The sequence below is a fragment of the uncultured Pontibacter sp. genome (assembly GCF_947492645.1).
In the GTDB taxonomy this organism is placed as follows: Bacteria; Bacteroidota; Bacteroidia; order Cytophagales; family Hymenobacteraceae; genus Pontibacter.
Map to the genome: position 1 here is coordinate 269,701 of NZ_CANLMZ010000009.1, position 26,686 is coordinate 296,386.

Genomic DNA, 26,686 nt, shown 5'->3' on the forward strand with positions numbered 1-26,686 from the left:
TTTCAGGTAACATCTTTAGCTGAACGTATCAAATCAAGCTTTGCCCTTCAATCCATTTACCATAGACCTACCCGTTCGGGAAATTATACCTGCTGTTAGGGAGCACCTGGCGGCGCAGAATACGCTGATCGTAAATGCACCTCCCGGAGCCGGTAAAAGCACCTTGCTGCCGTTGGCTATACTCGACGAGCCCTGGCTGAAAGATCAGAAGATCGTGATGCTGGAGCCCCGGCGACTGGCGGCCAAAACCATTGCTGAGCGCCTGGCACAGCTGCTGGGCGAGGAGGTAGGCCAGACCGTCGGTTACCGCATCCGTTTCGAGACGCGCATCTCCGAGCAAACCCGCATCGAGGTCGTAACCGAAGGCATCCTTACCCGCATGATCCACAGCGACCGCTCGCTTACGGGTGTGGGCATCGTGATCTTCGATGAGTTTCATGAGCGCAGCATCCATGCCGATGTAGCCATGGCCCTGAGCCGGGAAGCGCAGCACACGCTTCGCCCGGACCTGCGCATTATGGTGATGTCGGCCACCCTGGATATGCCCCAGCTCACGAGTCTGCTCAAGGCCCCGGTGGCGCAAAGTATGGGGCGGCAATACCCCATCGAAACCTTTTACACCGGCGACGCCGACGACCGCATGCTGCCCGAAATGACAGCCAAAGTGGTTCAGCAGGCAGCAAAGGAGCAGGAAGGCGATATCCTCGTGTTCCTGCCCGGCGAAAACGACATCCGGAAAGTAGAAGAGTTACTACGCAGGCAGCTTCGCGATTTTAAGATACACCCGCTGTTCGGGATGCTGCCTTTTAATAAGCAATACGCCGCCATTATGCCCAACCGCGAAGGCAAACGCAAAGTGGTACTAGCCACAAGTATAGCCGAGACCAGCTTAACCATAGAAGGCATTTCGGTGGTAGTGGATACGGGCTTCGGCAAAACCTCCCGCTTCGATCCGAAGTCCGGTTTGTCGCGCCTCGAAACGGTGCGCATCTCCAAAGACGCCGCCGACCAGCGTGCCGGTCGCGCCGGTCGTTTGGGCCCAGGTACGGCTTACCGCATGTGGAGTAAAACTACGCAGGAGCGTATGGCCCCGCACCGCACCCCCGAGATCATGGAAGCCGACTTGGCCAACTTGGTGCTCGACATGGCGCAATGGGGCATCACCGATATCCGTGGCCTTACCTGGCTGAACCCGCCACCGCGCGCTGCCCTGCAATCGGCCACCGAAATGCTGCACCAGTTGCAGGCGCTGGAGAACGGCCGCATAACCGAGCATGGCAAGCGCATGCACACGCTGCCCTGCCACCCACGCATCGCGCACATGCTGCTTAAAGCCGAAGAAACCGACCAGGTGGCATTGGCAAGCGATATTGCCGCCATCCTGGAAGAGCGCGACCCGCTGGACCGCAACGCCGGCATCGATATTAATTTAAGAATTGAAGCCCTTAGAAGGTATAGAAAAGAGCAGGGGCAGGGCAAGCGTTTCGGCAAGATCGAAAAGATTGCCCGTTCGTACCGTCAGCTGTTTACGATTGAGCCTGATAACGGCACCTTTGATGAATATGAAACCGGAGTGCTGCTCACGCATTGCTATCCCGAGCGCATCGCCTACGCCCGGCCGGGAAACAACGCGCAGTTCCAGCTGGCAAACGGCAAGTATGCGTCTGCCGGCCACCGCGACGACCTGGCGCACGAACCCTGGCTGGCCATTGCGCACCTGCACGCTGGCAATGAAGATAACCCGGGCCGTATTTTCCTGGCCTCACCACTCAACCCAAGAGATTTAGCACCACTCGTAAAGCAGCAGGAAGTATACCATTGGGACGTAAACGACGGCGAACTCACCGCTTCTATGGATACACGCATTGGTAGCATCGTTTTGCAAAGCAAGCCGCTGCCGCCACCTGATGAGAAGCACCGCGTACCGGCCATATCGGAGGCTATTAAGCTGGAAGGCGAGCACCTGCTGGACTTTAACGAGGAAGTAACGCAATGGCAAAACCGCGTGCTGAGTCTGCGCAAATGGCGTCCGGCAGAAGGATGGCCAGATGTAAGCACAGCTACGTTGCTGATGACCAACTGGGACTGGCTCAAATCATACTTGTTTGACATCGAGCACCCGGATGAACTGATGGAACTGGAGCTGTTGCCTATACTTCAGAAGTTTGTAGAAGAGACTAAACTGGCAAGATTGGATGTACTGGCACCACCAAGTATAATATTGCCGGATGGATCAAGTATAGAACTGGCGTATAAACCGGACGGCACGCAGCCTAAGCTGGAGATACGCCTGCAGGATATACTGGCGTGGGAGCAAAGCCCTACCGTAGATGAGGGTGAGATGACAGTAGAGCTGCATCTGCTTACGCCGGACCTGAAGCCGATCACCACCGTATCTGACCTGGCTACTTTCTGGAAAGGCAATTATAGAGTGATCAAGCGGCAACTGGAAGTGGTGTTTCCGGATGTGAAGTGGGAGAGGGGAGTTAGTTAGATAGTTTAGAAAATATTAGAGTGTCAGACCTTTTTTGATATCCCGAGCGCAGCCGAGGGATCTTATACAGCAGTATAATTGAGTGTTACATTGTCGATTTTCTTTACCAGGAATAATGAGGTAATGTAGTATAGCTTTGTTTTGAAGACACATAAGATCCCTCGGCTGCGCTCGGGATGACATCAATTTATAGAATGGTTGATTTGTAGTTACTCATGTTATGCAAAAGGAACTACTGTAATATTTGTATAGTTCACCAAGCTCGACCTACAGCTATGTTCAACAGCAAATACTTCGTTTATATTACTTCCAACACTACCCGCTCTACCTTTTATATAGGAGTCACTAATGAGCTGCCTCGGCGTTTGGATGAACATTATCAAAACTCCGGAGATAGTAAAACTTTTGCTGGAAGGTATAACTGTTAAACCCTAATCTATTACGAGCGACATACTACCCCGGATGATGCGATTGCCCGCGAAAAGCAGTTGAAGAACTGGAGCAGGAGTAAAAAAGGAGGCACTTGTCAAAAAACAAAATCCGTTGCTTAAATTCTTAAACGAACTGATAGCAGGAGAGCTGTAGTTTGTGAAGTATTCTAAGCTTTAAAAAATGGAGGAAAGACCTTTCAGCCTTTCCTCCACCTTATGTGATCAACTTTTATTTCTTATTCAGGAGAACTACAGTTTATTGCTGGTTCTGATTTGGGTCTATTGTTTCAGTTTCTGTTGTAACGGTTGTATCCACATCACGGACAGTTTGCTCTACTTCTAACTCAGATACAGTCGTATCCGAATCAATTACAGTACCGTCCATTTCTCCTTGAGTGGTACCTTCGTTACCCCCACAGGCGTAAAAACCAAATGATGCAAATACTACGGCTCCTGCTAAAATTAACTTTTTCATTATCTAAAGTATTTAAATTAAAAATCATTATGCCCTCAATATCAGTTGGGATGAGAGCATAAAATATACTTTGTTTACGAGGTAAGAGATTGATAAAGTTACATTTAGCCACCTGTTCCCTCTAAATCGGGTATACTTTAAACCTAGTTTGGTCCCTCTCAAAGCTTATACTTCAGGTGGGTGATTTGCTAGGATAAGTTGGCGTAAAGCAGCAGAAGTTTAGCCTGCGTATAATTAGGCGAAGCTAAGGACAACTTATACTGTAGCCCTTGCCTGCAGACTTGCTTGTGTACGTTAGCGTTTTCTTTTTAAAGCTTTACTGCATAAGACATTAACAAAAAAGCGCTTGTTAGAGTAAAGGTAACTGCCAGCAATTTTTTACCACGGCAGGAGTACTGCAGTTTGGTTACACCTGTACTATACCGCTGGCAACATCAGTAAGTTAAATTGAAGTAAACCTTAATGCAATAACCCGAAAGAAAATGATTCAGAAAACATACTTGAAAACAAAAGACCAATGCAAGGTAAAGTTTGCAGTAAGTATAGAAGATGCGGATAGAGTTGAAATTTTAGGCCTGAACAACGATTGGGATAAACCACTTGCCATGAGCAGGAAAAAGAATGGCATTTTTGAATGTGTTCAGACGCTGCCCAAGAACAGTATACATGAATTTAAATATCTCGTAAATGGTACCGAATGGCGAAACGACCCGGATGCCGACAGCGAAAACCCGAATGAGTACGGCGGCACGAATAGTGTTTTAACAGTATAAGTATAAGTCTGGCGCATGCATGTGCCCGGTTGCTAAAAAAAGTAAAGCAGGTTCTGCTGAACCTGCTTTACCAAATAATTGCATGCCGTTATAGTTTATACCGTCAATAACTCTTTTTCGGGCTGCCCCTCCTTCTGCCATTCTTCCGCATTTTTGATTCCTAACTTTTTGGCATTAAATACGGGGTCTTTACCTGCTTTGCGTTGCTCGCTGTAATCCTTTAAGGCGCGAAGTGCCGGTTTTCGGAGTAAGATAATGGCAACCACGTTTAACCAGGCCATAATACCAACCCCGATATCACCCAGCATCCACGCTGACTCTGCCGTTTTTATTGAACCATAGAAAGTTGCTACCAGGAGCAGCGTGCGCAAAGTCCATAGCAACCACTTGTTTCCTTTTTTATCCAGGTAGCTCAGGTTAGTTTCGGCGATGTAGTAATAGGCCATAATGGTTGTAAACGCAAAGAACAGCAGGGCAATAGCCACAAAGCCGCTACCCATGGAAGGGAAATAGGTATTAATTGCCTGCTGCGTATATTCTGGCCCGAAGGCTACGTTAGGCAGGTTCTCCACTATAAAACCACCTTCAGGGTTTACCACGTTATACTGCCCCGTAAACAAGATCATGAAAGCTGTTGCTGTACAAACAAACAGCGTATCCACGTAAACCGAAAACGCTTGCACCAAGCCTTGCTTGGCTGGGTGGCTTACCTCGGCGGCGGCGGCGGCATGTGGTGCTGTGCCTTGTCCGGCTTCGTTTGAGTAAATACCGCGCTTCACGCCCCACGAAATAGCCATACCGAATACACCGGCAAAAGCAGGCTCCAGGTCAAACGCAGAACGTACGATCAGGCTGAGCACAGCGGGTACTTCTGTTATATTCATCGCAATAATAACGATGGTCATGAGGATGTATGCGCCGGCCATAAACGGAACCACATATTGGGCTACCTTACCGATACGCTTTACACCGCCAAAAATAATAAGCGCCAAAAATACACATATGCCTGCGCCGGTTACTGCAGTAGGTATGGTAAAGGCTGTGTTCATGCCGGTGGCAATGCTATTGCTCTGAACGCCGGGCAGGAATAGTGCCATGCTTATAATAGTAGCCACCGCAAAAACTACGGCATACCACTTCACGCCAAGTCCTTTTTCGATGTAATAGGCTGGGCCGCCTCTGTATTCGCCATGTTCTACCTGCTTGTATATCTGGCCTAACGTGGCTTCGATAAAAGCGGAGGCACTACCCAGAAAAGCGATCATCCACATCCAGAAAACAGCACCTGGTCCGCCCATGGCTATGGCTGTTGCCACACCGGCAATGTTACCAGTGCCCACGCGGCCGGCAATTGCTATCGAGAAAGCCTGAAACGAACTAACGCCTTTGTTTGATGATTCGCCTTTGAAAAGCAGGCGTACCATTTCGCGGAGGTAGCGAACCTGCAGGAATTTGGTAACAATAGAAAAATATACGCCTGCTCCCAGGCAAAGAAAAATGAGCGCTTCGCTCCAGACAATGTCGTTAATCGTACTAATGAGTTTTTCCATAAGGTAGAAAGAGGGTAGCAGGGCCTCTGGTTGCTTTGTTTTAGTTTAGGTAAGGTTTGTGTCCTTCAAAATAAGGGAAATATTTCATATTCTCATGGTTTTAAAACAAGTTCCGGTCATTTGCTGCTGCCAAGCCGCCTTATTAAAAGGGAGTTTCCTGATCAAAACCTGAATCATACTTCGTGCTATGGCGAGTCATCAACCGCATGCATCCAGTAAAGTATGGCTTAAGCTGATCTCCATGTTACTAAGCAGCGCATTGCTCCAATTCTCTTTTTGCACTAATTGCAAGAAGTGTAGTTTAGTAACGCTTTAAGTAAAGGAGGGAAGTGGTGCAGGGGCTGAAGGGTAGGATTTTTAATTTGCACTCGTTTATAAATATAATTTAAATTCTTTTAGGGCTAAAAACCCCTTTTAGAGCCTAATATGCGATGAAAGCGCGAATGCCAGAAAAAAAATTGCATTAATTTTTACCACTTTGTAACCTTGCCATACTTATCCCCGTAAAAAAGGGTGGCTAAAAAGTTGAAAAGTTTAATTTTACCTAATTAACCTTTCAATATAAAATAAGGGATCCTTGGCGGGATCCCTTATTGTTTTTATACCCTCCTGATGCACTTTTTTACAGCTCAATTTACAGCCATAAGTAGTTTCAAAGGCATGGCTTAGGTGGCAGCCATCCACGTGTGTTATACTTCAATCTACTTCCATATACTTTTCATCGCCGTTCATGCGCACTATTCTCGGGTGAAAAGTGCCAACAACCTCTACCAGGCCTTGCTGGGCTGCCATCACCTGGTGTATGTCTTTGTATACCATTGGCGCTTCGTCCAGATCCGAACCTATTACCTCTATGCCTGCCTTTTGAATAAATTTATGCACCTCCGGTTTGGTTAGTGTCTTCTTTGCCTGCGTTCGGGACATAACACGTCCGGCACCATGCGAAGCCGAGTTAATGGAGGCAGCCTCGCCTTTGCCACGCACTATAAAGCCCGGTGTAGCCATAGAGCCCGGAATGATGCCAAGCACTCCCTTACCGGCTGGTGTAGCTCCTTTACGGTGCACGATATATTCATTGCCTTTGGCATTCTTTTCTTTCCAGGCAAAGTTGTGGTGGTTTTCGATTGTGGCCAGGGGAGTTTCTCCCAAGGCAGTAGCCATACGGGCATGTATCTGGTGGTGACAGGCAGAGGCATAATCGCCGGCCAGGTTCATGGCCAGCCAGTATTCCTGACCTGCTTCTGAGTCCAGGTCTAACCAGGCGAGGTGTTTAGCCTCCTGCGGCAATTTACAGCTATCCATGGCTACCTTGGTATAGTAGCCAGCAATATTGGCACCCAGCCCACGTGAGCCGGAGTGGGAGAGTACCGACAAATAAGAGCCAAGTGGCAGGTTAAATTCATTCTGCTCATCCTGTATTTCCACTATGCCAAACTCTACAAAGTGGTTGCCGCCCCCTGATGTGCCTAATTGGCTATAAGCTCTGTCCTTTAATTCATGTATGATCGGTATCTCCTGGAATTCCGGACGCTCCATGATCTCATGCTCCATTGGCCTTTTAAATGAGGTAAAGCCAAAACGTGTGTTATCAAGGAGAATCTTTTTCAGCTCGTCCCGTTTTTTGTCTATGTAACCCGGGTGTATGTTATAAATACTCATGCTCATGCGGCAACCAATATCCACGCCCACACCATAAGGAATCACGGCGTTCTCAACCGCAAGCACCCCGCCAATCGGAAGTCCATAGCCCTGGTGTGCATCAGGCATTAAGGCTCCAGCCACGGTAACTGGCAAGCGCATGGCTATTTCCATTTGTTTTAATGCTCCTTCTTCAATTCCCTCGGCTCCGTAAATTTTATAGGGTATGTTTTCTGATATAAGGTTTATGGGGGCAATTTCTTTGTGCGCAAGTATGGCTTGTGCCAGCGGGCCAAGTGTTACATGCATTTTATATTGTTCCGGAGCCGTCAGTACATCCTGGACCAGCTCTATCTGGTGGTTCTTGCCTAACTCGGTAAAATAAGTATGAACGATATTTAGTGCTGTGCTCAATGGTTTACCAGAAGGAAAGCCAATATTCATCAGGTCTTTTGCAGTCAGTTTCTTAGATGCTGTTTTATTCTTTTTCTTCGCCATAGCTGTCGGTTGTGTCGGGAGTTATTGTACGAAGATTGGGCAGTATAGAGTTGAAAGAGCCAGAGTAAGACGTCTGTCAGTTATAGCCTGACCTTAAATTGCTACCTATCGACTTTATAGTAGACTTGTTGCTAACCAATAGCGGAAAAGCTCATGAATTTCTACCTTTGCCTTAAATAGCTATAGAAGGAGCTGTTAGCTATTGAAACCCGTTATTTTAAAGTATAGTAACCTTAACAGGGATATGATTAGCTACGGTTATGCCCTATAGAGACTTAAAATTAGAGGGTCAGAAAAAAAATTGCATCTTTTTTTATACATTCTGTAACCTTGGTGTGAATTACCCCGTAAAAAAGGGTGGCTAAAAAGTTGAAAAGTTTTACTAGATAATTCATTTCAATAATATAGAAAGGGCTCCTTTACGGGAGCCCTTTTCTTTTTTTAAGCATTCTGAGAACACACCTGACGCATTTGCGCTTGCTACCCTCCCCCCAACTGATTGCATCAATACACTTAATGGCACATCTATAAAACAGGAAAGGCACTTACTGAGAAGTAAGTACCTTTGTGTATGTTAGTATAAGCGAATAGGATAAGTATAATTGTTACCGAAGGCGGGAAAAGCCGGGTTAACAATTATGCCAGGTAGTATTAAGCGGCTTTTACATTAACAGCATTCAAGCCTTTCTGGCCTTTCTCTACTTCAAATGTAACTTTGTCGTTTTCTTTTATCGGGCATGTTAAACCGTTCTGGTGCACAAAAATGCTTTCCTGTGTATCATGGTCCCTGATAAAGCCATAGCCTTTTGATGTGTTAAAGAAAGTTACTGTTCCTTTTCTGATCAGATCAGCCGGATCAGGCTCCTCTTGCTTGGACACGCCAATCTGGATATCCTCCTGCTTAATTTCTTTCTTCTTCTTTGTAGGATCTGGAGGAGTAGAGGTGATGTTGCCGTTATCATCAACATAGGCAAGCATATCATCTAAGCCCTGGCCTTTGTTTGAGTTAGCCTTGCGGTCTTCCTTTTTGGCCTCTTTATCCTGTCTCTTTTTAAGTCTTTTCTTCTCTTTTTCTTTTTTACTAAACGTTTCTTGCGATCTACCCATGGTTTGCTTTAAGTTATTAATTATTTGGCACTATATACTATACGGAAAACACCGCTTAATAGCGAAATAGGAAGTTAGTGCCGTTACGTATCCACTTCTCGAAGAAGGAATTGTCATTGTATTCACCCGACACCAGTTCGAAGTCAGGGTTATCTTTGTTGGATCTGGAGTCCATGAAACTTGATAGAGAGTCCTGGTTATTTGGCTCCCATTCCTGTCCTTTTTGCAATGCAACGCACAGGTATTCACGGGTTGTTGTGTCAACTAAATATTTTCTGTTCATCTCAGGTTTTTTTTAAAATTGCTCTATGATAGCGGATCAGATTGTTAGAGGCGCATCCGGGGCTTGATAAGACAAATAAAAAAGCCTTACAGAACGTAAGGCTTTTTCAAATGAGTTATATCGCCAGACTAAGCAAGCTTAACATTTACTGCATTTAGTCCTCTTTTACCTTCTTGTAGGTCAAAAGTAACTTTGTCGTTTTCTCTGATTTCATTAACTAAACCAGAAACGTGCACAAAGTACTCCTGATTTGAATTTTCTTCTTTGATGAACCCGAACCCTTTCAGGTCATTGAAGAATTTTACTGTTCCGTTATTCATATGATGTTGTTTATTATACACTTACTACATTTGTAGGGGTGTATTTGTTCATTATTTTTTACAAGATACAATAAAAAGTTTACAATTCTTGTATTAAAGTCATTAAACTGGTTTTTATTTTCTGAGGCGCCAATATAAAACCTAATTGTTGGGTCAGGCTTTGTTAAATCTTAGTGTAAAGGCGGTGCCTTCGCCCTCTGCGGATTGTAGTTGTATGGTGGCCTTGTGCAGCAGCACAATTTGCTTGCATAGGCTAAGGCCTATGCCGCTTCCCTGCTTCTTTGTACTGAAGAAAGGAATAAATACTTTTTCCTGCACCTCCTTGGACATACCAATGCCGTTATCGGTTATTTTTATGACTGTTCTCTGTTCCGAATCCTGGTAAGCGGCAAGTATGATTTCAGGTTCGGGATTATCTTTAACTGCCTCCATGGCATTAACGAGTAAGTTGATCAGGACCTGGTCCAGCAAATTAGTATCGGCCTGTACTTTTAAGGCAGGGTCTTTTACAAGTATAACCAAACGGATGTTTTTCTGAGCCAGGGTGGGTTGCATCAGCTGCTGCAGATTTGCTAAAAGCTCCTGTACTGACACCGTCTCGAGCCTGAGCTGGTTTATCTTACTCAGGTTGCGGTATGTTTCCGAAAAACGCAGTAAACCTTCGCTGCGGCGTTTTATTGTTTCTATGCCAACTTGCATGTCTTCTACATCTTCTGGTGTGGGGTTTCTGCTTTCTATTTCCTGTAGTCGTGCCTTCAGCGTTTGCGCAAGCGACGAGATGGGTGCCACGGAATTCATAATCTCGTGGGTCATCACGTTAAGTAGCTTTTGCCACGCCTGTGCTTCTGTTTCATCCAGGGCCTCATTCACATTCTGGAAGGCTACCAATTTATACTTTTCTCCTTCATGCTGAAAGGCAGTAGCAGCTAAGAGCACTTTAAAGGAATTTTTCTCGAAGTGAGCCGTATTGGCGGTGGCTATCTTACTGCGCCCTGTTTGTAAATGCACCACGTCTTCGTACAAAGTGGGGTCGCGCTTAGCCAGGTAATGAATGGACTGCATAAAAGGTAGGTGCAGTAGTTTTTTCAAGGGCTCATTCATCAGAACCATCTCCCCGGTATCCATCTTGTAAGAAATAATACCGGTATTTACCAACTCCATTACTTTCTGCAGGTTCTGGAACTGGCTCTCTTTTTCGGTGCTGATTGCCTTTAAAGTTGAGTTGATCTCATTAAATCCTTTCCGCAGCATCTCCAACTGGATGGGTGCATGCTTCTCATTAAAAAACCTCGAAAAATCACGGTAATGCACCGACTCTACAAACTGGTTAAATTCAGCTTGTACCTGCCTTAAAAACTTAATAAGCTCTACTACCTGGAATATAATTACCGGTAGCAGAAACACCAGCAACTCTGGCAAACGTTTAAGTATAACGAGGGCAGGCAAACTGAGCGTGACTAGGAGCAGGACTACCCTAAAAATTAGCTTTGCTTCGAAAGACTTATATTTCATACTTGCCCAATCTACGGTACAACGCAGTACGGGTAATACCGAGTTCTTTAGCTGCTTTTGTCATGTTGCCGCCGTGCTTTTCCATAACCCGGTGTATGGTAGCTTTCTCCAGTTCTTCCAGGTTCGATTCCTGTAGTATGGCTTCGTTAGCCGGGGCAGACTCTATGGGGGAGAAAAGTATGTCCTGTGGCTCCAGAACATAGCCATCTGCCATAATGATAGCGCGCTCTATGGCATATTGCAGTTCGCGCACATTGCCTGGGTAGTGGTAAGCTTTAAGCTTTTGCATTGCCTGTTGCGAAAGCTCCGGAACAGATTTCATATACTTTGCTGCATACACGCCCATAAAGTGCTTCGCCAACAGCAACACATCGTTTGCACGTTTGCGGAGTGGTGGCACCATTATTTCTACTGTATTGATGCGATAAATCAAGTCCTTTCTAAAATGGGCCTCATTTGCCAGTTCTGCCAGCGGTACATTGGTAGCACAAAGCAGGCGCACATCTATGTCTATGGGTTCGTTAGAGCCCAGGCGTAGTACCTGCCTGTTCTGCAACACACTCAGTAATTTAGATTGCTGGTGCAGCGATATATTACCAATTTCATCCAGGAAAATGGTGCCGCCATGTGCTGCCTCAAACCTGCCTGCCCGGTCTTCGCGGGCATCGGTAAAGGCTCCTTTTTTATGCCCGAACAACTCGCTTTCAAAAAGCGACTCTGTCAGCGCGCCGACATCTACTTTGATGAAAGGCTTGTTTGCACGCAACGACTGCTCATGTATGGCTTTTGCTATGAGTTCTTTGCCGGTGCCGTTTTCACCAAGTATAAGTATGTTTGCATCAGTAGGGGCTATTCTTTTAATCTTCAGAAAGATGTCCTGCATCGCCTCAGATTCTCCAAGCAGCTCGGTGCCATTTCCTTTTACTGCTGCCTTTGCGCTGGTAGTGCCTTTCACGCTGCTTTCCTTCTGACTGATAGCGTTTGTGAGTGCGCTCAGTAGCTTGTCGTTATGCCAGGGCTTTACCACAAAATCATATGCTCCTTCTTTCAGCGAGCGGATAGCCAGGTCTATATCGGCGTAAGCGGTGATCATAATTACGGCAGTTTCGGGCTTTAGCTCTTTTATCTTCTTTAGCCAATACAAGCCTTCGTTGCCGGTGTTCAAGGCGCTTTTAAAGTTCATGTCCAGCAGAACGGCATCAAAGCTGTTATTTTTTAGCAGAGACGGAATTTGCTCCGGGTTTTTCTCAGCTACGATTTCCTTTACATACGGCCTCACTAACAGGCGTACTGCAGTCAACACGTCTGTGTCATCGTCTATGATAAGTATGGATGCTTTCTTTAATTGCATAGGGCGGTATGTATAGTAGCTAAATAAACTATAATTATGCCATACTTGCAATACGCTGTAACACAACTATTTTAGGGATTTATTATAATGAAGGGTGTGCAAAATCGCACACCTTATGCGCGATTCTGCACATGCTCAATTAATTGCTTGTGCGTTAAATGATTGTTTTACAGGTTTTTATACTTGTGGCATATGTTCTGATACCGTTTTTATGAGGAAATGAAATCAAAACTTAGACCTGTAGCCCCTTAAAACTATGTTCAGAAACTACTTCACTACTGCCTACCGGAATCTCTTTATGCATAAGGGGTTTACTTTCATAAATATCTCTGGTTTGGCGCTGGGCCTTACCGCCTGTATGCTTATCGGGTTGTTTGTGTACGATGAACTGCAGTACGACAAGTTCTTGCCAGAGGGAGAGCAGGTCTACCGTATTTATAACGACATGTCGGCTACTGAGTCCGCTGAGGTTTTAGCAGTTACACCTCCTATGTTTGGCACCACCCTGGAGCAAGGTATACCAGAGGTAGAGACTGTTGCACGTATTCTGATGCTTCAGTTTGATGCAAATAACCTGATAGAGGCAGGAGGGAAGCGCATGTACGAGAAAGGGCGTTTCTTTACAGATCCTACTTTTTTTGAAGTGTTTCAGCTGCCATTTGTATATGGCTCTCCGGAAAAAGCGCTGGCAGACCCATCATCTATTGTCATATCAGACAAGTTTGCGGAAAAGGTGTTTGGTAATACAGACCCGGTAGGAAAAGAGGTAGCTGTAAATAAGCAGGTGTTCCTGGTAAAAGGTGTTTTCAGTAGCGAAAATAAATTTCACTTACCTGTAAACTTTATACTTCCGATGGCAGCTGCAGAGCTGCCGCCAGAAAGAATGAAAAGCTGGGGCTGGCAGCAGTTTTATACGTATGTTAAACTGCAAAAAGGAGCTGATGCACTATCAGCCCAGTCCAAGTTGCTTAAAGTAATACAGAAACAGGTAGACGCTGAAACAAATAAAGCCTATGAATACACACCTGTTTTTCAGCCACTAAATAAAATTTACTTATACTCTGCCGGCTTTAAACACGACCAGATTTACAAGGGCAACATTACCTATGTAAATGCCATTAGTGTGATAGCTGTGTTTATACTGCTGATTGCTTGCTTTAACTTCGTTAACCTGGCTACTGCCAAGTCGATGCAGCGAGCCCGGGAAGTGGGGGTGCGTAAAGCAATAGGAGCCCACCGAGGGCAGTTGGTTTTCCAGTTCTTAGCCGAAACAATTCTGCTTACGCTGATCAGCGTTATTTTCTCTGCAGCACTTACCTCTTTGCTTTTGCCATTGCTTAATGCCTTTACAGACAAGCAAATGACGTTTAATGTGTTTGCACAACCTGAACTACTGCTGGTGCTGCTTGCCTTAACGTTAGTTGTTGGTGTGTTGGCAGGCTTTTATCCTGCGCTGGTGCTCTCAGGGTTTAACCCGGTGCGGGTGCTTAAAGGTGCCGTTGTTAGCGAAAGCCGCATTGGCAGAATACAATGGCTGCGCCATGGTTTGATTGTGGTGCAGTTTTCTTTGTCTGTGTTCTTGATTATCTGCGCATTTGTTGTTTATAAACAAGTATCCTACCTGCACAACAAAGACCTGGGTTTTGATAAAGAACAGATCATGTTTTTCCAGATGAGGGGAGATAACCTGTACGAGAATTATGAGGCTTTTAAAAGCGAAGTTTTAAAGACACCAGGAGTTAAAAACGTGTCGATAGGGTATGGCTTCCCGGGTGACGCAACTGCCGGAGACGGTATTATTGTACCGAAAGATGGGAAAACAGTAAGCCATTCGGTAACCCAGTTAATGGTGGATCATGATTATATCAATACACTAAACGTGCAGGTAGTGGCAGGGCGGCCCTTCTCCAGGCAGTACCCTACCGATGCTGACCATGGCTTTATGATAAACGAAACTGCCGTTAGGGAGCTAGGCTACGGTACGCCTGAAAACGCTTTAGGGCAGCCCTTGCTATGGAAAGTATGGAATAACATCAACCCTGACTCTACTAAAGAAGGTAAGATTATTGGCGTAGTGAAAGACTTCCATTTCAAAAGCCTTTACGATAAAATGGAGCCAACAGTGCTTCAGATTTTCCCGGGTGCCTACTGGAAAGTTGCCGTGAAAATGGACGTTGGTAACCTGGCTGGATCTATAAAAGGAGTGGAAGAAGTATGGAATAAGTTCGTACCCGATTACCCGCTGGAATACATTTTTATGGATGATAACTTTGAGAAGATGTATAAGGCAGAAGATAAACTTAAAACCCTGCTTTTGATTTTTACCGGTATCGCCATTTTTGTGGCTTGCCTGGGATTGTTTGGCTTGGCTGCATACGCGGCAGAACGCAGAAAAAAAGAAATAGGAATTCGCAAAGTAATGGGTGCTGACAATGCTACTATTGTAGCCTTACTTTCGAAGGAGTTTCTGAAGTTGGTTGTAGTGGCAGCCATTGTAGCCTTTCCGCTTGCCTGGTACGCCATGCGCCTATGGCTGCAAGATTTTGCCTATCGCATTGAGATTCCTATTTGGGTGTTCCTGGTAGCCGGCCTGATAGCTGCAATTATCGCCTTTCTCACGATCAGCTACCAGGCTTTGAAGGCAGCAAGAGTTAACCCTATACTTAATTTGAGGTTCGAGTAGTGGTAAAAGCCGCTTATTATAACTAGTTAGTTTCAATTGATTTAGATCAGGTCTTTAATGGTAAACTCAGGGCTAGAATAAATACTAGTCCTGAGTTTAAAGTCTTGTTTCCTGTCTTTCATACATACAGAATTTTCATTGCAACTCGGAGAAGGTTTACCTAAGTTATGTAGACTTTATCAGAAGTATAGCAACAGGAAGCCTACCATGCAGGAAGTACTGGAGGCTAAGATTCACGGTGTTAGCGAGGAATATGTAAAGGAGGTACATGCTATGCGTTACAAAGACCTTAGTATGAAGAAGGTGATGGAAGCCAGGATTCATGGCGTGAATGAAGAATTCATCAAGCAGGCCAAGCAGAAAAGATATAGTTTCACAAGCATTGATAAATACATTGCACTTAAGATCCACGGGATAGCGATAAAGTCATTGAAAGAGTAAACCTCCAATCGCCCTTAATGCATATACAGTATAGCTTTATACTTTATAGGTGTAACACAGAGTACCCGGGCCTGAACTTCTCTGGCAATTTAAGTACAAGAGAGGAAACAGGTGACCGAATTAGTTTAGGAGGCTTTTGAAAAATACGCTATAGCCTTGCTGCTCCAACAAAATCAAGGTTTTAACCAAAAATATTTAACAGCAGATGCAACTGTACTAGTGGTGTTTTGTCATTACTATACTTTTGGTTCTAACCTTAATCTACGACAACTAAATAACCTATACTATGAAAAAAAGTGTACTCTTTTTAATGGGACAGCTATGCCTATTCCTCACCATTATTTGCTCAGGAAGGGCGCAAGTAAATGCACAGTCGCCAGCTCAGGCTGCTACTTTGAGCACAGGTAAAATCTCAGGGATGTTATCAGACTCACTTACAGGCAAGCCTCTCGAATTTGCTACGGTTGCCCTGTTGCAGCAAGGGTCTACGCAGGCTACAACCAGCACCTTAACAGATACGAAAGGCAGCTTTACTTTATCGGAGGTAGGTACAGGAACGTATAAGCTGGCTATCAGCTTTATTGGCTACAAAACCAAAGTTATTGAGGGCATTTCCATTACGGCAGCTAAGCCAGAAGTTATACTTGGAGCTGTTAAAATAAGCCCTGTTGCCAGGCAATTGCAGGAGGTAAATGTGCAGGCACTACGTCCTACTATTACCCTGGAAGCAGATAAGATGGTTGTGAGCGTGGCTGGTACAGCAATGGCTGCCGGTAGTACGGCGTTTGATGTTCTTGCCAAGTCGCCAGGTGTTTTCGTTGATCAGGAAGGCAATATACAATTAAACGGCAGGGCTGGGGTAACCATTATGCTCGACGGTAAATTAACGTATCTGTCCGGCCGCGACCTGCGGACTATGCTGGAAGGTATGTCGGCAGAAAACATAAAGAACATTGAGATTATCACCAACCCATCAGCGAGATATGACGCCGAGGGTGCTTCAGGTATTTTAAACATCAACCTGAAGAAGAATGAGCAGCAAGGTATAAATGGCAGCATTTATTCAGGACTTACCTATAACTGGAAGGACTTTGGGTATACTGCCGGAGGAAACATAAACTATAAAAGTGGTAAGTGGAATTCATTTCTTAACCTGGATGCAGCACGCCGTGTAGGAGGGAGAGAGGCAACGTTTACGCGTGTATTTTATGCCCCGGAGCAAACAACTTACTTCGACCAGGTGGCAACTGGAAACTACCAGGTAGAGGGACCGCCTTCTGTTCGTGTGGGTACAGATTACAGCATAAACCAAAACCATTCTGTTGGCTTTATGGCCTATTATGTTACCAACTACCTGGAGGCGGACTTTCTGACAGATACCTATATGGGGAGTGCAGCCAACCAGCCGGAGCTATACATAGATGCGAATAATTACACGCGTAACCGTTTCAGCAACCTGACCACCAACCTGCATTATATGGCGAAGCTGGATACTTCAGGCTCCACCTTATCAGCAGATTTGGACTATGTTCGGATAACGAACCGCGGCGACTCAGACTTCTTTAACTTTTACGATAGTCTGGCAACGGACAAGCCAGTACGACAAGACTTTTTATTTACCGATACGCCAAATGGTTATGATATATACGCTGCCAAAGCAGACTATACCAGAGCCTTAAGCAACGGCCACAAATTAGAAACAGGTGCTAAAGTTAGTAGAGTAGTTTCTGATAACGATTCCAGGTTCTACTTTAACAACAGCGAAGGATTGGTTTTGGATCTTAGCAGATCAAATCACTTCCAGTACGAAGAAAATATCTATGCCGCTTACGTAAACTGGAGTGGCAAATTAAATGATCGTTTTTCTGCACAGGCTGGGATGAGGGCGGAGTGCACCACATCGCGTGGCGAGTCTTTAACAACAGGGCAGGTAACCAACAGGGAGTATCTTGATTTTTTTCCGAGTGTGTTTTTACAGCAAAAGGTAAACGAGGATTACCAGCTGCGCTACAGTTATAGCCGCCGTTTGTACAGGCCTAACTATGGTAACTTAAATCCATTTATCTCTTACCGTGATCCCTATACTTACGTGCAGGGTAATCCGTTTCTTCGGCCGCAGTACACCCATGCTTTTAGTATCACGCAAGCCTACAAGCAGGATTACTCTCTGATGCTTAGCTACAACCTTACAAAAGATGTGATTTCAGAATACCCGATCCTGGATGTAGAGTCCGCTACAACTATCTATACCACGGCCAATGTAGATAACTCCCAGAGCTTGAGTTTGACAGCCATAGCGCCAGTTAAACTGATGAAGAACTGGGACACCAATAATACCCTCACGCTTGCCTACAATGCGTTTGAGACTGCCGTAAATGCAGAGCAATTGGTAAACGATCAGTTGTTTTACATGCTGCAGTCGAGCCACAACATACTGCTCCCACTCAAGCTTAAAATGGAAGTAAACGCAACCTACCGGGGGCCATCTGTTGGCGGTTTATACCAGATTGCACCAATGTGGTGGGTGCACCTTGGCCTAAAGAGAAGTATATTAAATGATAAGCTGGATGTTAGCCTTGCCGTGAATGACCTCTTTAAAAGCTATAGGTTAAAGTTTAAAACGGACATCGGTGAGAACATAAACGAATTCGATCAGTATTTACGCAATCGAAGTATCGGCTTGACGCTTCGCTATAACTTTAGCAAAGGAGCTAAAATTGAAGAGAAGCGTCGGAATAACAGCCTGGAGGAGTTAAACCGTACAGGTGGCTAAATGATTTTTGCCTTGGTTAATATATACTTGATAATCATACTTTGTCCTGCTATACTTACAAGTATGGTTATCAAGTATAAAATTTTAGAGGATACTAAAGTATAAAGCTTACTTGAAGATGACCCGCTTAACAACCCGTTGCCTGTCTACTGTGACAATAAGCGCATAAACACCAGCGGTATTTTTTTCCCTGTTGATAGTCAGGGTGTGCATGCCTGCTTCGTACTTTTCATGCAGCACACGCGACCTTTTACGCCCATCCAATGATACTAACTCGACACGCACCAACGATTTTTTCGATAGTTCGATATCAACATATAATACCTGCGCTGCAGGGTTAGGATATACTTTGAGGATGCTCTCTTTAGCAGGTTCCTGTAAAGCTGTCAGGTTACCGGTAATTACTACATTGCTTAAGTTGCTTTCGGTATTAGCCGGGCCAAGTTCAGTAACTACCCAATAGGTTGGCTGCTGCGGAAAATCTGCTGCTGCTATAGTAAAAGATTCACTTGCTCGTAAAGCACGTACTGCTCCTGCTGGAATATCGGTTATACTGGCAGGAGCTGTAGCTGTTGCATAAAGCATATACCGCTTAAAGGAATCTGTATTCGTTGGGTTTCTTTTCCAGTTTACTTCATAGGCACCGGTGGCTTCGTTTACTGCAATGCTTAACTCGGTAGGGGCAGCAGGTGGCGCAGCATTTTGCCAGGGCATCGCCGGAGGCGCAGCCGGGTATTTATAGGTGCTGCTCTTCAGCAGCGTATAAATATTATTTGTGTTAGCTGTCAGGTTAGTGGCCCTGTACAGCACATCCCCAAGGGCATTGTGTTTTCGGTTTAAGCGCGTGATCTCAATTTGATCCGGTATTTCCTGCTCAGTATAGTTGGTTTTATACAGGGCATGGCCCACATACAAATGGCGCGAAGCCACTACTGCTTTATCAGACCACCACTCTAAAAGTTTGCGGTAATCCTGGGCGCCCCCAATAGGCCAGTAAAGTTGGGGTGTAAGGTAGTCAACCCATTTGTTTTGCAGCCATGTTACGGGGTCTGCATAAATGGAGTTATAGGCATCCATTCCGCTGATTCCTGTAGGAGTTCCGTTTTTCCAGATACCAAATGGACTTACACCGAACCGAGCTGTTGGCCTTGTGGTTTTCAGCGTTTCATGTACCAGCCTGATGGTTTCGTTAATGTTATTCCGGCGCCAGTCTTTTACATCTGAAAACCCGGCCCCATGCTGTGCAAATGTTTGAGCGTCTTCGGTGGTAACACCAGTAAAGGTGCCTTCAGGGTATGGGTAAAAGTAATCGTCGAAGTGTATGCCGTCAACTGCATAATTGGCTGCAATTTCTTGCACTACTGTTGCGATATGCTCTCTTACTGCCGGTATACCTGGGTTAAGTATTTTTTTGCCCGTTTCAAAACTAAGTAGCCACTCGGGTTTGGTTTTAGAAACATGGTTGCTGGCATATACAATGGAGGAGGAGGTAGAGGTGTGAACCCTGTATGGGTTAAGCCAGGCGTGCAGTTCCAGCCCTCTTTTATGTGCCTCTTCAACCGCAAAGGCCAACGGGTCGTAGCCGGGGTCAACGCCTTGTTTGCCTGTCAGGAACCTGGACCAGGGTTCTTTGCCTGATTTGTAAAATGCGTCGCTTTCCGTCCTGACCTGGAAGAAGACCACATTCAGATTCGCATCTTTTATTTTATCGAATAGCGCTCGCAAAGCAGTCTTTTGGCTCTCCGCCGTGGCTCCTTGCTGGGGCCAGTCCAGATTACTTACAGTAGCCACCCATACTCCCCTGAACTCACGGTTTGGTTGCACCTGGGCAAAGGCATTAATCAACTGGAAGCAAAGTATAAAGGCAACAAGTATAGCTTTGGCTTTAATATCTAAAATATAACGAATTAAGGGAGCAAGTGCCATCCAGACTGTAAAGGGTGATAATTTGTGTAACGGGCGTATTTGTGCTGCAAATTACACAGAATTACCGAGCACATATAGGAACTCTCTAATTTATACTATCAAACGATACCCTGACATAAATATATAGTTAAAGCTATTTGCAATTATCACAAAATCACTACATTAGTACCGCTATACATCAACCTTAAAATCAAAAACTAAAATTCTATGAAAAAGCAACTCGCACTTGTTGGAGGGCTTGCCCTTGCCACGATTTTAAACGCATTGCCTGTAGCCGCAGGAAACGGCCCGATGAGCGCTAAAACTGTTGTGGCGGCTGCTGCAACAACCCTCCCTGTAAACACAGAACGCAGCACCATGAAGTGGAACGCTAAAAAAGTTGGCGGAGAACACTATGGAAGTATAAAGTTGGCAGATGGTGCTTTGCAGGTAAATGGCAACAAGCTTACAGGGGGCAGCTTTGCTATCAATATGGCAAGTATAGTGGTAGAGGACATCACGAGGCCGGAATCAAACAAGCGCCTGACAGACCACCTGAAGTCTGATGATTTTTTCTCGACTGAGAAGTTTGAGACATCTACGTTTAAGATAACTAAAGCAACACCCATCTCGAAAGCAAAGGCTGGAGAGGCCAATTATACTATTACAGGTGATCTGACAATTAAGGGCATTACAAACCCGATTACCTTTCCGGCTACTGTTAAAATTGCAGCTAAAACAGCTGAAGCGACTGCCGTTATTGAAGTAGACCGGACTAAGTATGATATAAAGTACCGTTCGGGTTTGGTAGGGACTGCTGCAGACAAAATTATATACGATACCTTTACCATAGACCTGAAGCTTGTTGCCGAAGCAGCCAGCAAATCAGTAGGTAGCAGGTAAGTATCACGAAGTTTGATGACATAAAAATAGCCCCTATATGTAGTAGGGGCTATTTTTATGCTTTAACGTAAAGTTTCCTGATTAGCAGCCCAGGCCATACTTACCTGCGTGGAGCTAGCTTCCACAACTCTCCGTTTGTTTGGTCTGTCACAATATAGAGAGCTCCATCCGGCCCCTGGCGCACATCGCGTATGCGCTGGCCGCGGTCTGTAAGCAGGTGTTCTTCTCCGGTTACGCGGCCATTCTCTAGCTGCAACCGTACCAGGCGCTGTTCTTTAAGCGCTCCTACGAATAAATTGCCACGCCATTCCGGAAAAGCATCACCAGTATAAAACTGCGCACCAGACGGAGCAATCACCGGATCCCAGTAGTATACAGGCTGCTCATACCCCTCTTTTTTTGTAACCGCATTCGGAATAGGCTCACCGGAGTATTCTTCACCATAGGTAACAAGCGGCCAACCATAGTTCTTGCCTTTTTCTACAAGGTTAAGCTCGTCACCTCCCTGTGGTCCCATATCTACAATCCATAAGCGCCCCTCTGCATCAACGGCAGCCGCCTGTACATTACGGTGGCCAACCGACCAGATCTCTGGTAATGCTCCCTGTTGGTTTACAAAAGGATTATCCTGCGCTGGTTTACCTTCTGTTGTAATGCGCAACACTTTCCCCATGTGGCTATCCATGTGCTGGGCTTGTGGCCTTATTTTAATGTTAGAGCGTTCTCCCAATGTTACGAACAGCGTTCCGTCTGGGGCAAAGGCAAGCCTGGAGCCATAATGCATGGTGCCATCAAATGCAGGCAATGCCTGAAAAATAACCTTTACCTGGCTTAGGCTTTTGCGGTCTTCGGATAAAACTCCTTTTGCAACACTAGTGGCATTGCCATTGGCACGTGGTTCAGAAAAACTCCAGTATATAGTACGGTCTGTGGCAAAGTCAGGGCTGAGGGCTACATCAAGCAAGCCGCCCTGGCCACGTGCATCTACTTTAGGCACACCTGTTAACGGCGCGCCTGTTTCTCCGGAGGCGGTAACGATGCGCATGCGTCCGGGCTTTTCTGTAACAAGTAGATCTCCGTTAGGAAGTGGCTCTACTGCCCATGGTTTTTCCAGCCCTTTTGTTATGACAGTCACCTCAAAATCTACGTCTGATTTTATGCCACAGGCGCGGGTCTGGCCTTCGAAAGCAGGTTCTTGCTCCGGTACGTTTGCCTGCCGTGTCTCGAGAGGGGTGCAGTTATTTTGAGTAGCGGGCTGTTCCGGTTGCGAGACTTCTTCTGTTGTGCTTCCGGTTTGGGAAGTAGTTTGTGTGTTGCAGGCAGTACTGGTAGCAGCAAGTATAATGGCAGCCAGTATACGCGAATAGTTTTTTCTCATGGTTTTATTTTCAAACTTGACAGTATCAGCATGTTTTACAGGTGCACAGGCTCCCTTAACACCTTGAGAATAATAGTACTGCCTTGATTGCCATAAAGTTTTAGAGCCAACCCGGCGCTGGTTTAAAGTATAAATAAGACCTGTGCGAATTATAGGTGAAGTATACTTTATTAGATGGTCTGCAGAAGGCTATACTTATACTTGCAAAGGCAGTACTGGTACATTCGCACATACTTGCTTTTGCTATTTATACTTCAAATTAAAGGTTTAATGCCCTCTTTTTTAATAAGATAAACTCTTCATCGGTGATAGAGCCTCGCTCGCGCAGGTTTTCCAGCCGTTCAATTGTGGCGATGGAGTCCTCCACATTTGTAGGTGTTCTGTCTTCGCGGTAAAGGTCATCAGTTGACTCGGTGCTGTCGTAAACTTTTGTAGGATAGGTTCTTTCCGTGTACACCTCCTGGTCTGACGTATAAAACCTGTCTTCGTTAAAAGTATCGTTGTTGTAAAAATCGTCGTTGATGTTTGTTTGTGTAGTATTGTCTCTGTCTACCGCTTCGGCAAACTCAGCACTATAATCCTTTGTAGTGTCCGGAATTATATCGCGCTGCGACTGCTGAAACGTATCCCTTACGGCGTATTCATAGTCCGGGGGAATGGGCCCACCCTGGTAAACCGGGTACCTGCCTATCGACCTGGAATCAATAGAGGACAAAAACACTTTTTTGCCGCTTTTATCGATGGCCGCAGCCCCGATTGGCACCAGCATGTACTGGTCGTTATCAGTACCAAAGAATTTACGGTCTGCCACTACGGAAATGTACCGTGCTTTCATGGCTTGCATATCTACAATCAGGTCTTTTACAACACCCAGGCTATCTCCATTGGCACCCACAACTCTCCATCCGAGCACATCCGGGTTGCCTTTTGCTACTTTATAGTCTTTTAAAGAGCTTAGGGGCGTCAGCCTTTCATTTCTTAGTTCTTCATTACTCATAGTTTTATCTTTTAGAGGCTTTTATACAATAACAGGGTAGGGCAGTTGCTGCAGGTCCTCACTCGTGATTATCATTCCGGCAACAGACACATTTCCTGTATTTACGGTGTCGTTATCGTTTGTCAGTTCGTAGATTGCCCAGATAAGTAAGGCTACCAGGAGGATCAAGAGCAACCACGGCCATACCGATTTCTTTTTGCGTTCAATGTTTATCTCTGCCATATCTCTTTTATTGTTTTTTGTGCCTGATGCCTGCCCGTAGCGCAGGTGTAATTTAACTGTGAATTAAATACGCTTACGACCTGACTTATGTTGAATTTTAGGGAAAAGCGCTAAGCAGATAAGGCACGCTGCCGTTTACAACCTATAAAATGCGTTACGCCTAAATCTTTTTGCGTTTGTTTCTGTTATTTTGTGAGGCGCTGCAAAACCGGTGCAGTTTGCCAACAGCAAACAACCATTTAAAGCCGGGGTACACAAGCGGCAAATAGTTAAAAAATGACAGCAGAACAATTTAGAGAGAAGTATACGGAGGCACTAGATACCATTCTGGAAGCTATGGCCGAGAACGCAGAAGTAGATCCGGAAAAGTTTTATAGTATGGCCTGCGTGCTTGAGAACCTCCGTTATTTTAGCCCTGTGCTTTACGGCGCCATCAAAAAGAAAGCTGAGTAAGTGAAGCTAGCTGGGCTTTATCTTTTTACAGCGATGCGTTCCCATACTTCGTTTATCTTATTTCCGGTGCTGCTCTGCCCGCTGTGTAGCCACTTGCCGTCTTTTACTTCGTAGTTAAACGAAAGCTGCATGCCTACACGGCTGGAGTCGCGGGAGAAAAACTCGATATGTTCGGTATACTTCCCGTCATTGGCTGTGTAAGTGCCCCCGCCGGTTCCTGAAAATTCCTTCGTTTCTGTGTTAAAAGCAATCCATTGAAAACGAGTACCCGACAATATTTTGAGGGTTTTGCGTGGGCCGGGCTGCATGGTACTCATCTGCCCGTCACGCTCACGGCCTGTTATACGCCAGGTACCCGCCAATGGTGAGGTGCTGCTTTGCTCATCAATTTTCTTCCAGTTTTCGCTTTCCTTCTGGTTAAGGCCCAGGCCGTTTATCTGCCAGTTCCCGTTCTGCAGTTTATACGTTCCGGTTGCTGTGGTGCCTACCTTCGCAGCATCCAGCGTGCTGAATTCGTAGGTATGGGTTAGTTTGCCGTTGCTGGCAGTATAGGTGCCGCCGTAAGTGCCGATAAATTTCTTTGAATCCTGGTTATATATGGCAACTGCAAAGTAGCCATCCTGCACTAGCTTAACGGTGGTAACACCCGGTGTTGCTTTGCTGCTTAACTGCCATGCGCCCTCCAACATTTTTTCCTGTGCATCAGCTTGCATGGTATCAGTTGCTAAAGGTTTAACCTTAAAAGTTTTCATACTAGCACCCATAAAGTATAGGCAGCAGATAACCGCTACAGTTTTAATTAAGATAAAGCTACTTGTGTTCATGGCCAAAGGGTTAAATTATCAAATTTATACTTTAAATATGATTACGATAATCTGCTGTATACTCCTTCGGAATTCTACTGGTTTTGTTTGCTGCTCGATAACGAAGCTGCGGCAGTAAGTATAAAGTATAATATGGCGTTATGTTTAGAATAGAGCCCTTTACATGGCCAGCGAAAGTATGGCAAATGCATTGATGATCCACAACATTGGGCTGACCTCTCTGTGCTTACCTGTTATAAGCTTTAAGATGGTCCAGCTTAAAAAGCCCCAAATTATACCTTGGGTAATGGAATAGGTGAAAGGAATAAGCACCATAGCCAGAAAGGCTGGTATAGCCTCATCCAGCTGGTTCCAGTTAATGTTTACAACAGGCCTTATCATAAAAGCACCCACTAACACTAATGCCGGAGCTGTGGCAATGGCAGGTATCATGGATAGGAGTGGGGCCATAAACAGGAAGGGCAGAAAAAGTAAACCACCCACTACGGCCGTTAGTCCCGTGCGCCCACCCGCTTCAATGCCAACCGCCGACTCTACATAAGCGGTGCCGGGACTGGAGCCTACAAGACCTGCCAATGTGGTGGCTACGGCATCTGTGGTTAAGGATTGCTTTACGTTGCGGGGTTCGCCGTGCTCGTCGGTAAGGTTGGCTGCCTCTGCCAAACCTATAAACGTGGAGAGGCTGTCGAACATATCCGTAAAAACAAAGGCGAAGATAACAGGTACTATGGACCATTGTAAGGAGTTAACTAAATCCAGCTGCAGTAAAAGGCTAAAATCGGGGGCTGCAAAAATGCCCTGCCAGCTTATAAGCGGAGCTGCATCCACGGCCCACCAACGGCCCAGCGGGTAAGCTGCCAGCGTCGTGAAAAGTATGCCGAGCAAGATGCCACCGTGCACATTCTTTACCAAAAGTATAGCCGTTAAAAACAAGCCAGCCAGAAACGTAAGCAAAGCCGGGTTCAGCGGACTTTTGCCGATAACAGTAGCCGGGTCTGAAACGATAAAGCCAGCATTTGCAAAGCCAACAAGTGTAATAAAAAGTCCGATTCCGGCGGCTATCGCGAAACGCAAAGGTCGTGGGATAGCTTTTACAATGAGCGTACGTATATTAAAAACCGAAAGCACCAGGAATACAATGCCAGACCAGAATACGGCCCCTAATGCTACTTGCCAGCTAATGCCAAGGCCGATTACTGCCGAGAACGTGAAAAATGCATTAAGGCCCATGCCAGGTGCCAGCAAAATCGGGTTACGGGCATAGAGGCCCATCATCAAACTACTGAAGAAAGATACCAGCACCGTAGCCGTTAGAACTCCAGAAAAAGGCATGCCTGCCTGGCTAAGTATGGTGGGGTTTACAACGATGATGTAAGCTGTAGCCAGAAAAGACGATACGCCAGCAATAACCTCGGTTTTTATGTTCGTATTGTTTTGCTTCAGCTGGAAGAAAGACTCCATTTCTCTTTAGTTGGTTTGATAATTTTAACTTTCCGTTTGATACGTTGATATTTCAAAACTAATCAAAATAACAAAGGCAATGAGACCAGGAGAAGTATGAGGGGTTGCTTTTTTACGTGGCCATGCCGGTACAGCTGAAGGCATACTTTAGAAACTGACAATCTGGACAGGGAGTTGATATTTGGCTTAAAAGTATACAAGCAGGCTGCCCACA

The 26,686-nt window shown here is 45.5% G+C and carries 22 protein-coding genes; 8 read left to right on the forward strand and 14 right to left on the reverse strand.

The annotated features are described in order from the left end of the window. Positions 1–40: 40 nt before the first annotated feature. The gene (gene hrpB, locus Q1A23_RS15355) at positions 41–2,494 is read left to right on the forward strand and encodes an ATP-dependent helicase HrpB (RefSeq protein WP_299824847.1); all 2,454 of its coding nucleotides are present in this window, start codon (positions 41–43) and stop codon (positions 2,492–2,494) included. 275 nt (positions 2,495–2,769) lie between these two features. After that, positions 2,770–2,922 carry a GIY-YIG nuclease family protein gene (locus Q1A23_RS19615; RefSeq protein WP_363322069.1) on the forward strand — a complete coding sequence of 51 codons (153 nt, stop codon included), beginning with the start codon at positions 2,770–2,772 and terminating at the stop codon, positions 2,920–2,922. 259 nt (positions 2,923–3,181) lie between these two features. On the opposite strand, the gene Q1A23_RS15365 is transcribed toward Q1A23_RS19615, so the two are convergent. Further along, a complete protein-coding gene (locus Q1A23_RS15365; protein WP_299824848.1) occupies positions 3,182–3,400 on the reverse strand; it encodes a hypothetical protein in 219 nt (72 codons plus the stop codon). 482 nt (positions 3,401–3,882) lie between these two features. Between Q1A23_RS15365 and Q1A23_RS15370 the strand changes: the two genes are divergently transcribed. After that, entirely contained in the window at positions 3,883–4,173 is a 291-nt protein-coding gene (locus Q1A23_RS15370) for an isoamylase early set domain-containing protein (RefSeq protein ID WP_299824849.1), read from the forward strand. Between the two features lie 95 nt (positions 4,174–4,268). Here the strand turns inward: Q1A23_RS15370 and Q1A23_RS15375 are convergent, their stop codons facing one another. The 7 genes from Q1A23_RS15375 to Q1A23_RS15405 all read right to left on the reverse strand — a co-directional run bounded on the left by Q1A23_RS15375 (position 4,269) and on the right by Q1A23_RS15405 (position 12,432). Next, the gene (locus Q1A23_RS15375; RefSeq protein WP_299824850.1) at positions 4,269–5,723 is read right to left on the reverse strand and encodes an alanine/glycine:cation symporter family protein; all 1,455 of its coding nucleotides are present in this window, start codon (positions 5,721–5,723) and stop codon (positions 4,269–4,271) included. Between the two features lie 696 nt (positions 5,724–6,419). After that, positions 6,420–7,859 (reverse strand): RtcB family protein, encoded by a 1,440-nt coding sequence (locus Q1A23_RS15380; RefSeq protein ID WP_299824851.1) that lies wholly within the window; start codon positions 7,857–7,859, stop codon positions 6,420–6,422. A gap of 651 nt (positions 7,860–8,510) precedes the next feature. Beyond that, positions 8,511–8,966, reverse strand: coding sequence for a cold shock domain-containing protein (locus Q1A23_RS15385; RefSeq protein ID WP_299824853.1), 456 nt, complete (start codon positions 8,964–8,966; stop codon positions 8,511–8,513). Positions 8,967–9,021: 55 nt separating this feature from the next. Beyond that, the gene (locus Q1A23_RS15390) at positions 9,022–9,249 is read right to left on the reverse strand and encodes a hypothetical protein (RefSeq protein WP_299824855.1); all 228 of its coding nucleotides are present in this window, start codon (positions 9,247–9,249) and stop codon (positions 9,022–9,024) included. A 128-nt stretch (positions 9,250–9,377) separates the two neighbouring features. Next, complete coding sequence (locus Q1A23_RS15395) at positions 9,378–9,569, reverse strand: cold shock domain-containing protein (RefSeq protein WP_299824857.1); 192 nt, start codon at positions 9,567–9,569, stop codon at positions 9,378–9,380. Positions 9,570–9,722: 153 nt separating this feature from the next. Next, on the reverse strand, positions 9,723–11,081 hold the full coding sequence (locus Q1A23_RS15400; RefSeq protein ID WP_299824859.1) for a HAMP domain-containing sensor histidine kinase: 1,359 nt from the start codon (positions 11,079–11,081) through the stop codon (positions 9,723–9,725). Beyond that, entirely contained in the window at positions 11,071–12,432 is a 1,362-nt protein-coding gene (locus Q1A23_RS15405) for a sigma-54 dependent transcriptional regulator (protein ID WP_299824861.1), read from the reverse strand. Before Q1A23_RS15405 ends, Q1A23_RS15400 begins: the two co-directional genes overlap by 11 nt. A gap of 256 nt (positions 12,433–12,688) precedes the next feature. Between Q1A23_RS15405 and Q1A23_RS15410 the strand changes: the two genes are divergently transcribed. From Q1A23_RS15410 to Q1A23_RS15420, 3 genes are all read left to right on the forward strand, one after another. Beyond that, a complete protein-coding gene (locus Q1A23_RS15410; RefSeq protein ID WP_299824863.1) occupies positions 12,689–15,115 on the forward strand; it encodes an FtsX-like permease family protein in 2,427 nt (808 codons plus the stop codon). A 138-nt stretch (positions 15,116–15,253) separates the two neighbouring features. Further along, complete coding sequence (locus tag Q1A23_RS15415; RefSeq protein WP_299824865.1) at positions 15,254–15,556, forward strand: hypothetical protein; 303 nt, start codon at positions 15,254–15,256, stop codon at positions 15,554–15,556. Between the two features lie 286 nt (positions 15,557–15,842). Next, on the forward strand, positions 15,843–18,329 hold the full coding sequence (locus tag Q1A23_RS15420; protein WP_299824867.1) for an outer membrane beta-barrel family protein: 2,487 nt from the start codon (positions 15,843–15,845) through the stop codon (positions 18,327–18,329). Between the two features lie 108 nt (positions 18,330–18,437). Here Q1A23_RS15420 and Q1A23_RS15425 read toward each other — a convergent pair whose 3' ends face one another. Further along, positions 18,438–20,255: a family 10 glycosylhydrolase gene (locus tag Q1A23_RS15425; protein ID WP_299824868.1), complete on the reverse strand. Its 1,818-nt coding sequence runs from the start codon at positions 20,253–20,255 to the stop codon at positions 18,438–18,440. A gap of 207 nt (positions 20,256–20,462) precedes the next feature. On the opposite strand from Q1A23_RS15425, the gene Q1A23_RS15430 reads away from it, so the two are divergent. Next, positions 20,463–21,137: a YceI family protein gene (locus tag Q1A23_RS15430; RefSeq protein ID WP_299824870.1), complete on the forward strand. Its 675-nt coding sequence runs from the start codon at positions 20,463–20,465 to the stop codon at positions 21,135–21,137. Positions 21,138–21,237: 100 nt separating this feature from the next. Here Q1A23_RS15430 and Q1A23_RS15435 read toward each other — a convergent pair whose 3' ends face one another. The 3 genes from Q1A23_RS15435 to Q1A23_RS15445 all read right to left on the reverse strand — a co-directional run bounded on the left by Q1A23_RS15435 (position 21,238) and on the right by Q1A23_RS15445 (position 23,734). After that, complete coding sequence (locus tag Q1A23_RS15435) at positions 21,238–22,515, reverse strand: PQQ-dependent sugar dehydrogenase (protein WP_299824872.1); 1,278 nt, start codon at positions 22,513–22,515, stop codon at positions 21,238–21,240. A gap of 259 nt (positions 22,516–22,774) precedes the next feature. Beyond that, a complete protein-coding gene (locus Q1A23_RS15440) occupies positions 22,775–23,512 on the reverse strand; it encodes a PRC-barrel domain-containing protein (protein ID WP_299824873.1) in 738 nt (245 codons plus the stop codon). A gap of 21 nt (positions 23,513–23,533) precedes the next feature. Further along, complete coding sequence (locus tag Q1A23_RS15445) at positions 23,534–23,734, reverse strand: hypothetical protein (RefSeq protein ID WP_299824875.1); 201 nt, start codon at positions 23,732–23,734, stop codon at positions 23,534–23,536. A 276-nt stretch (positions 23,735–24,010) separates the two neighbouring features. On the opposite strand from Q1A23_RS15445, the gene Q1A23_RS15450 reads away from it, so the two are divergent. Further along, positions 24,011–24,187, forward strand: a complete 177-nt coding sequence (locus Q1A23_RS15450) for a hypothetical protein (RefSeq protein WP_299824876.1) — start codon at positions 24,011–24,013, stop codon at positions 24,185–24,187. A 17-nt stretch (positions 24,188–24,204) separates the two neighbouring features. On the opposite strand, the gene Q1A23_RS15455 is transcribed toward Q1A23_RS15450, so the two are convergent. Together Q1A23_RS15455 and Q1A23_RS15460 are read right to left on the reverse strand one after the other, a co-directional pair. After that, a complete protein-coding gene (locus tag Q1A23_RS15455; protein ID WP_299824878.1) occupies positions 24,205–24,939 on the reverse strand; it encodes a membrane or secreted protein in 735 nt (244 codons plus the stop codon). Between the two features lie 231 nt (positions 24,940–25,170). Next, on the reverse strand, positions 25,171–26,472 hold the full coding sequence (locus Q1A23_RS15460; RefSeq protein WP_299824880.1) for an NCS2 family permease: 1,302 nt from the start codon (positions 26,470–26,472) through the stop codon (positions 25,171–25,173). Positions 26,473–26,686 lie beyond the last annotated feature (214 nt).

What these genes read in the sequence shown, in the direction of transcription:
- Q1A23_RS15380 (WP_299824851.1), bottom strand. Translation starts at nt 7,859, where the DNA reads ATGGCGAAGAAAAAGAATAAAACAGCATCTAAGAAACTGACTGCAAAA.
- Q1A23_RS15400 (WP_299824859.1), bottom strand. Translation starts at nt 11,081, where the DNA reads ATGAAATATAAGTCTTTCGAAGCAAAGCTAATTTTTAGGGTAGTCCTG.
- Q1A23_RS15435 (WP_299824872.1), bottom strand. Translation starts at nt 22,515, where the DNA reads ATGAGAAAAAACTATTCGCGTATACTGGCTGCCATTATACTTGCTGCT.
- Q1A23_RS15445 (WP_299824875.1), bottom strand. Translation starts at nt 23,734, where the DNA reads ATGGCAGAGATAAACATTGAACGCAAAAAGAAATCGGTATGGCCGTGG.
- Q1A23_RS15375 (WP_299824850.1), bottom strand. Translation starts at nt 5,723, where the DNA reads ATGGAAAAACTCATTAGTACGATTAACGACATTGTCTGGAGCGAAGCG.
- Q1A23_RS15395 (WP_299824857.1), bottom strand. Translation starts at nt 9,569, where the DNA reads ATGAATAACGGAACAGTAAAATTCTTCAATGACCTGAAAGGGTTCGGG.
- Q1A23_RS15420 (WP_299824867.1), top strand. Translation starts at nt 15,843, where the DNA reads ATGAAAAAAAGTGTACTCTTTTTAATGGGACAGCTATGCCTATTCCTC.
- Q1A23_RS15450 (WP_299824876.1), top strand. Translation starts at nt 24,011, where the DNA reads ATGACAGCAGAACAATTTAGAGAGAAGTATACGGAGGCACTAGATACC.
- Q1A23_RS15365 (WP_299824848.1), bottom strand. Translation starts at nt 3,400, where the DNA reads ATGAAAAAGTTAATTTTAGCAGGAGCCGTAGTATTTGCATCATTTGGT.
- Q1A23_RS19615 (WP_363322069.1), top strand. Translation starts at nt 2,770, where the DNA reads ATGTTCAACAGCAAATACTTCGTTTATATTACTTCCAACACTACCCGC.
- Q1A23_RS15370 (WP_299824849.1), top strand. Translation starts at nt 3,883, where the DNA reads ATGATTCAGAAAACATACTTGAAAACAAAAGACCAATGCAAGGTAAAG.
- Q1A23_RS15460 (WP_299824880.1), bottom strand. Translation starts at nt 26,472, where the DNA reads ATGGAGTCTTTCTTCCAGCTGAAGCAAAACAATACGAACATAAAAACC.
- Q1A23_RS15430 (WP_299824870.1), top strand. Translation starts at nt 20,463, where the DNA reads ATGAAAAAGCAACTCGCACTTGTTGGAGGGCTTGCCCTTGCCACGATT.
- Q1A23_RS15425 (WP_299824868.1), bottom strand. Translation starts at nt 20,255, where the DNA reads ATGGCACTTGCTCCCTTAATTCGTTATATTTTAGATATTAAAGCCAAA.
- Q1A23_RS15385 (WP_299824853.1), bottom strand. Translation starts at nt 8,966, where the DNA reads ATGGGTAGATCGCAAGAAACGTTTAGTAAAAAAGAAAAAGAGAAGAAA.
- Q1A23_RS15405 (WP_299824861.1), bottom strand. Translation starts at nt 12,432, where the DNA reads ATGCAATTAAAGAAAGCATCCATACTTATCATAGACGATGACACAGAC.
- Q1A23_RS15440 (WP_299824873.1), bottom strand. Translation starts at nt 23,512, where the DNA reads ATGAGTAATGAAGAACTAAGAAATGAAAGGCTGACGCCCCTAAGCTCT.
- Q1A23_RS15455 (WP_299824878.1), bottom strand. Translation starts at nt 24,939, where the DNA reads ATGAAAACTTTTAAGGTTAAACCTTTAGCAACTGATACCATGCAAGCT.
- Q1A23_RS15410 (WP_299824863.1), top strand. Translation starts at nt 12,689, where the DNA reads ATGTTCAGAAACTACTTCACTACTGCCTACCGGAATCTCTTTATGCAT.
- Q1A23_RS15390 (WP_299824855.1), bottom strand. Translation starts at nt 9,249, where the DNA reads ATGAACAGAAAATATTTAGTTGACACAACAACCCGTGAATACCTGTGC.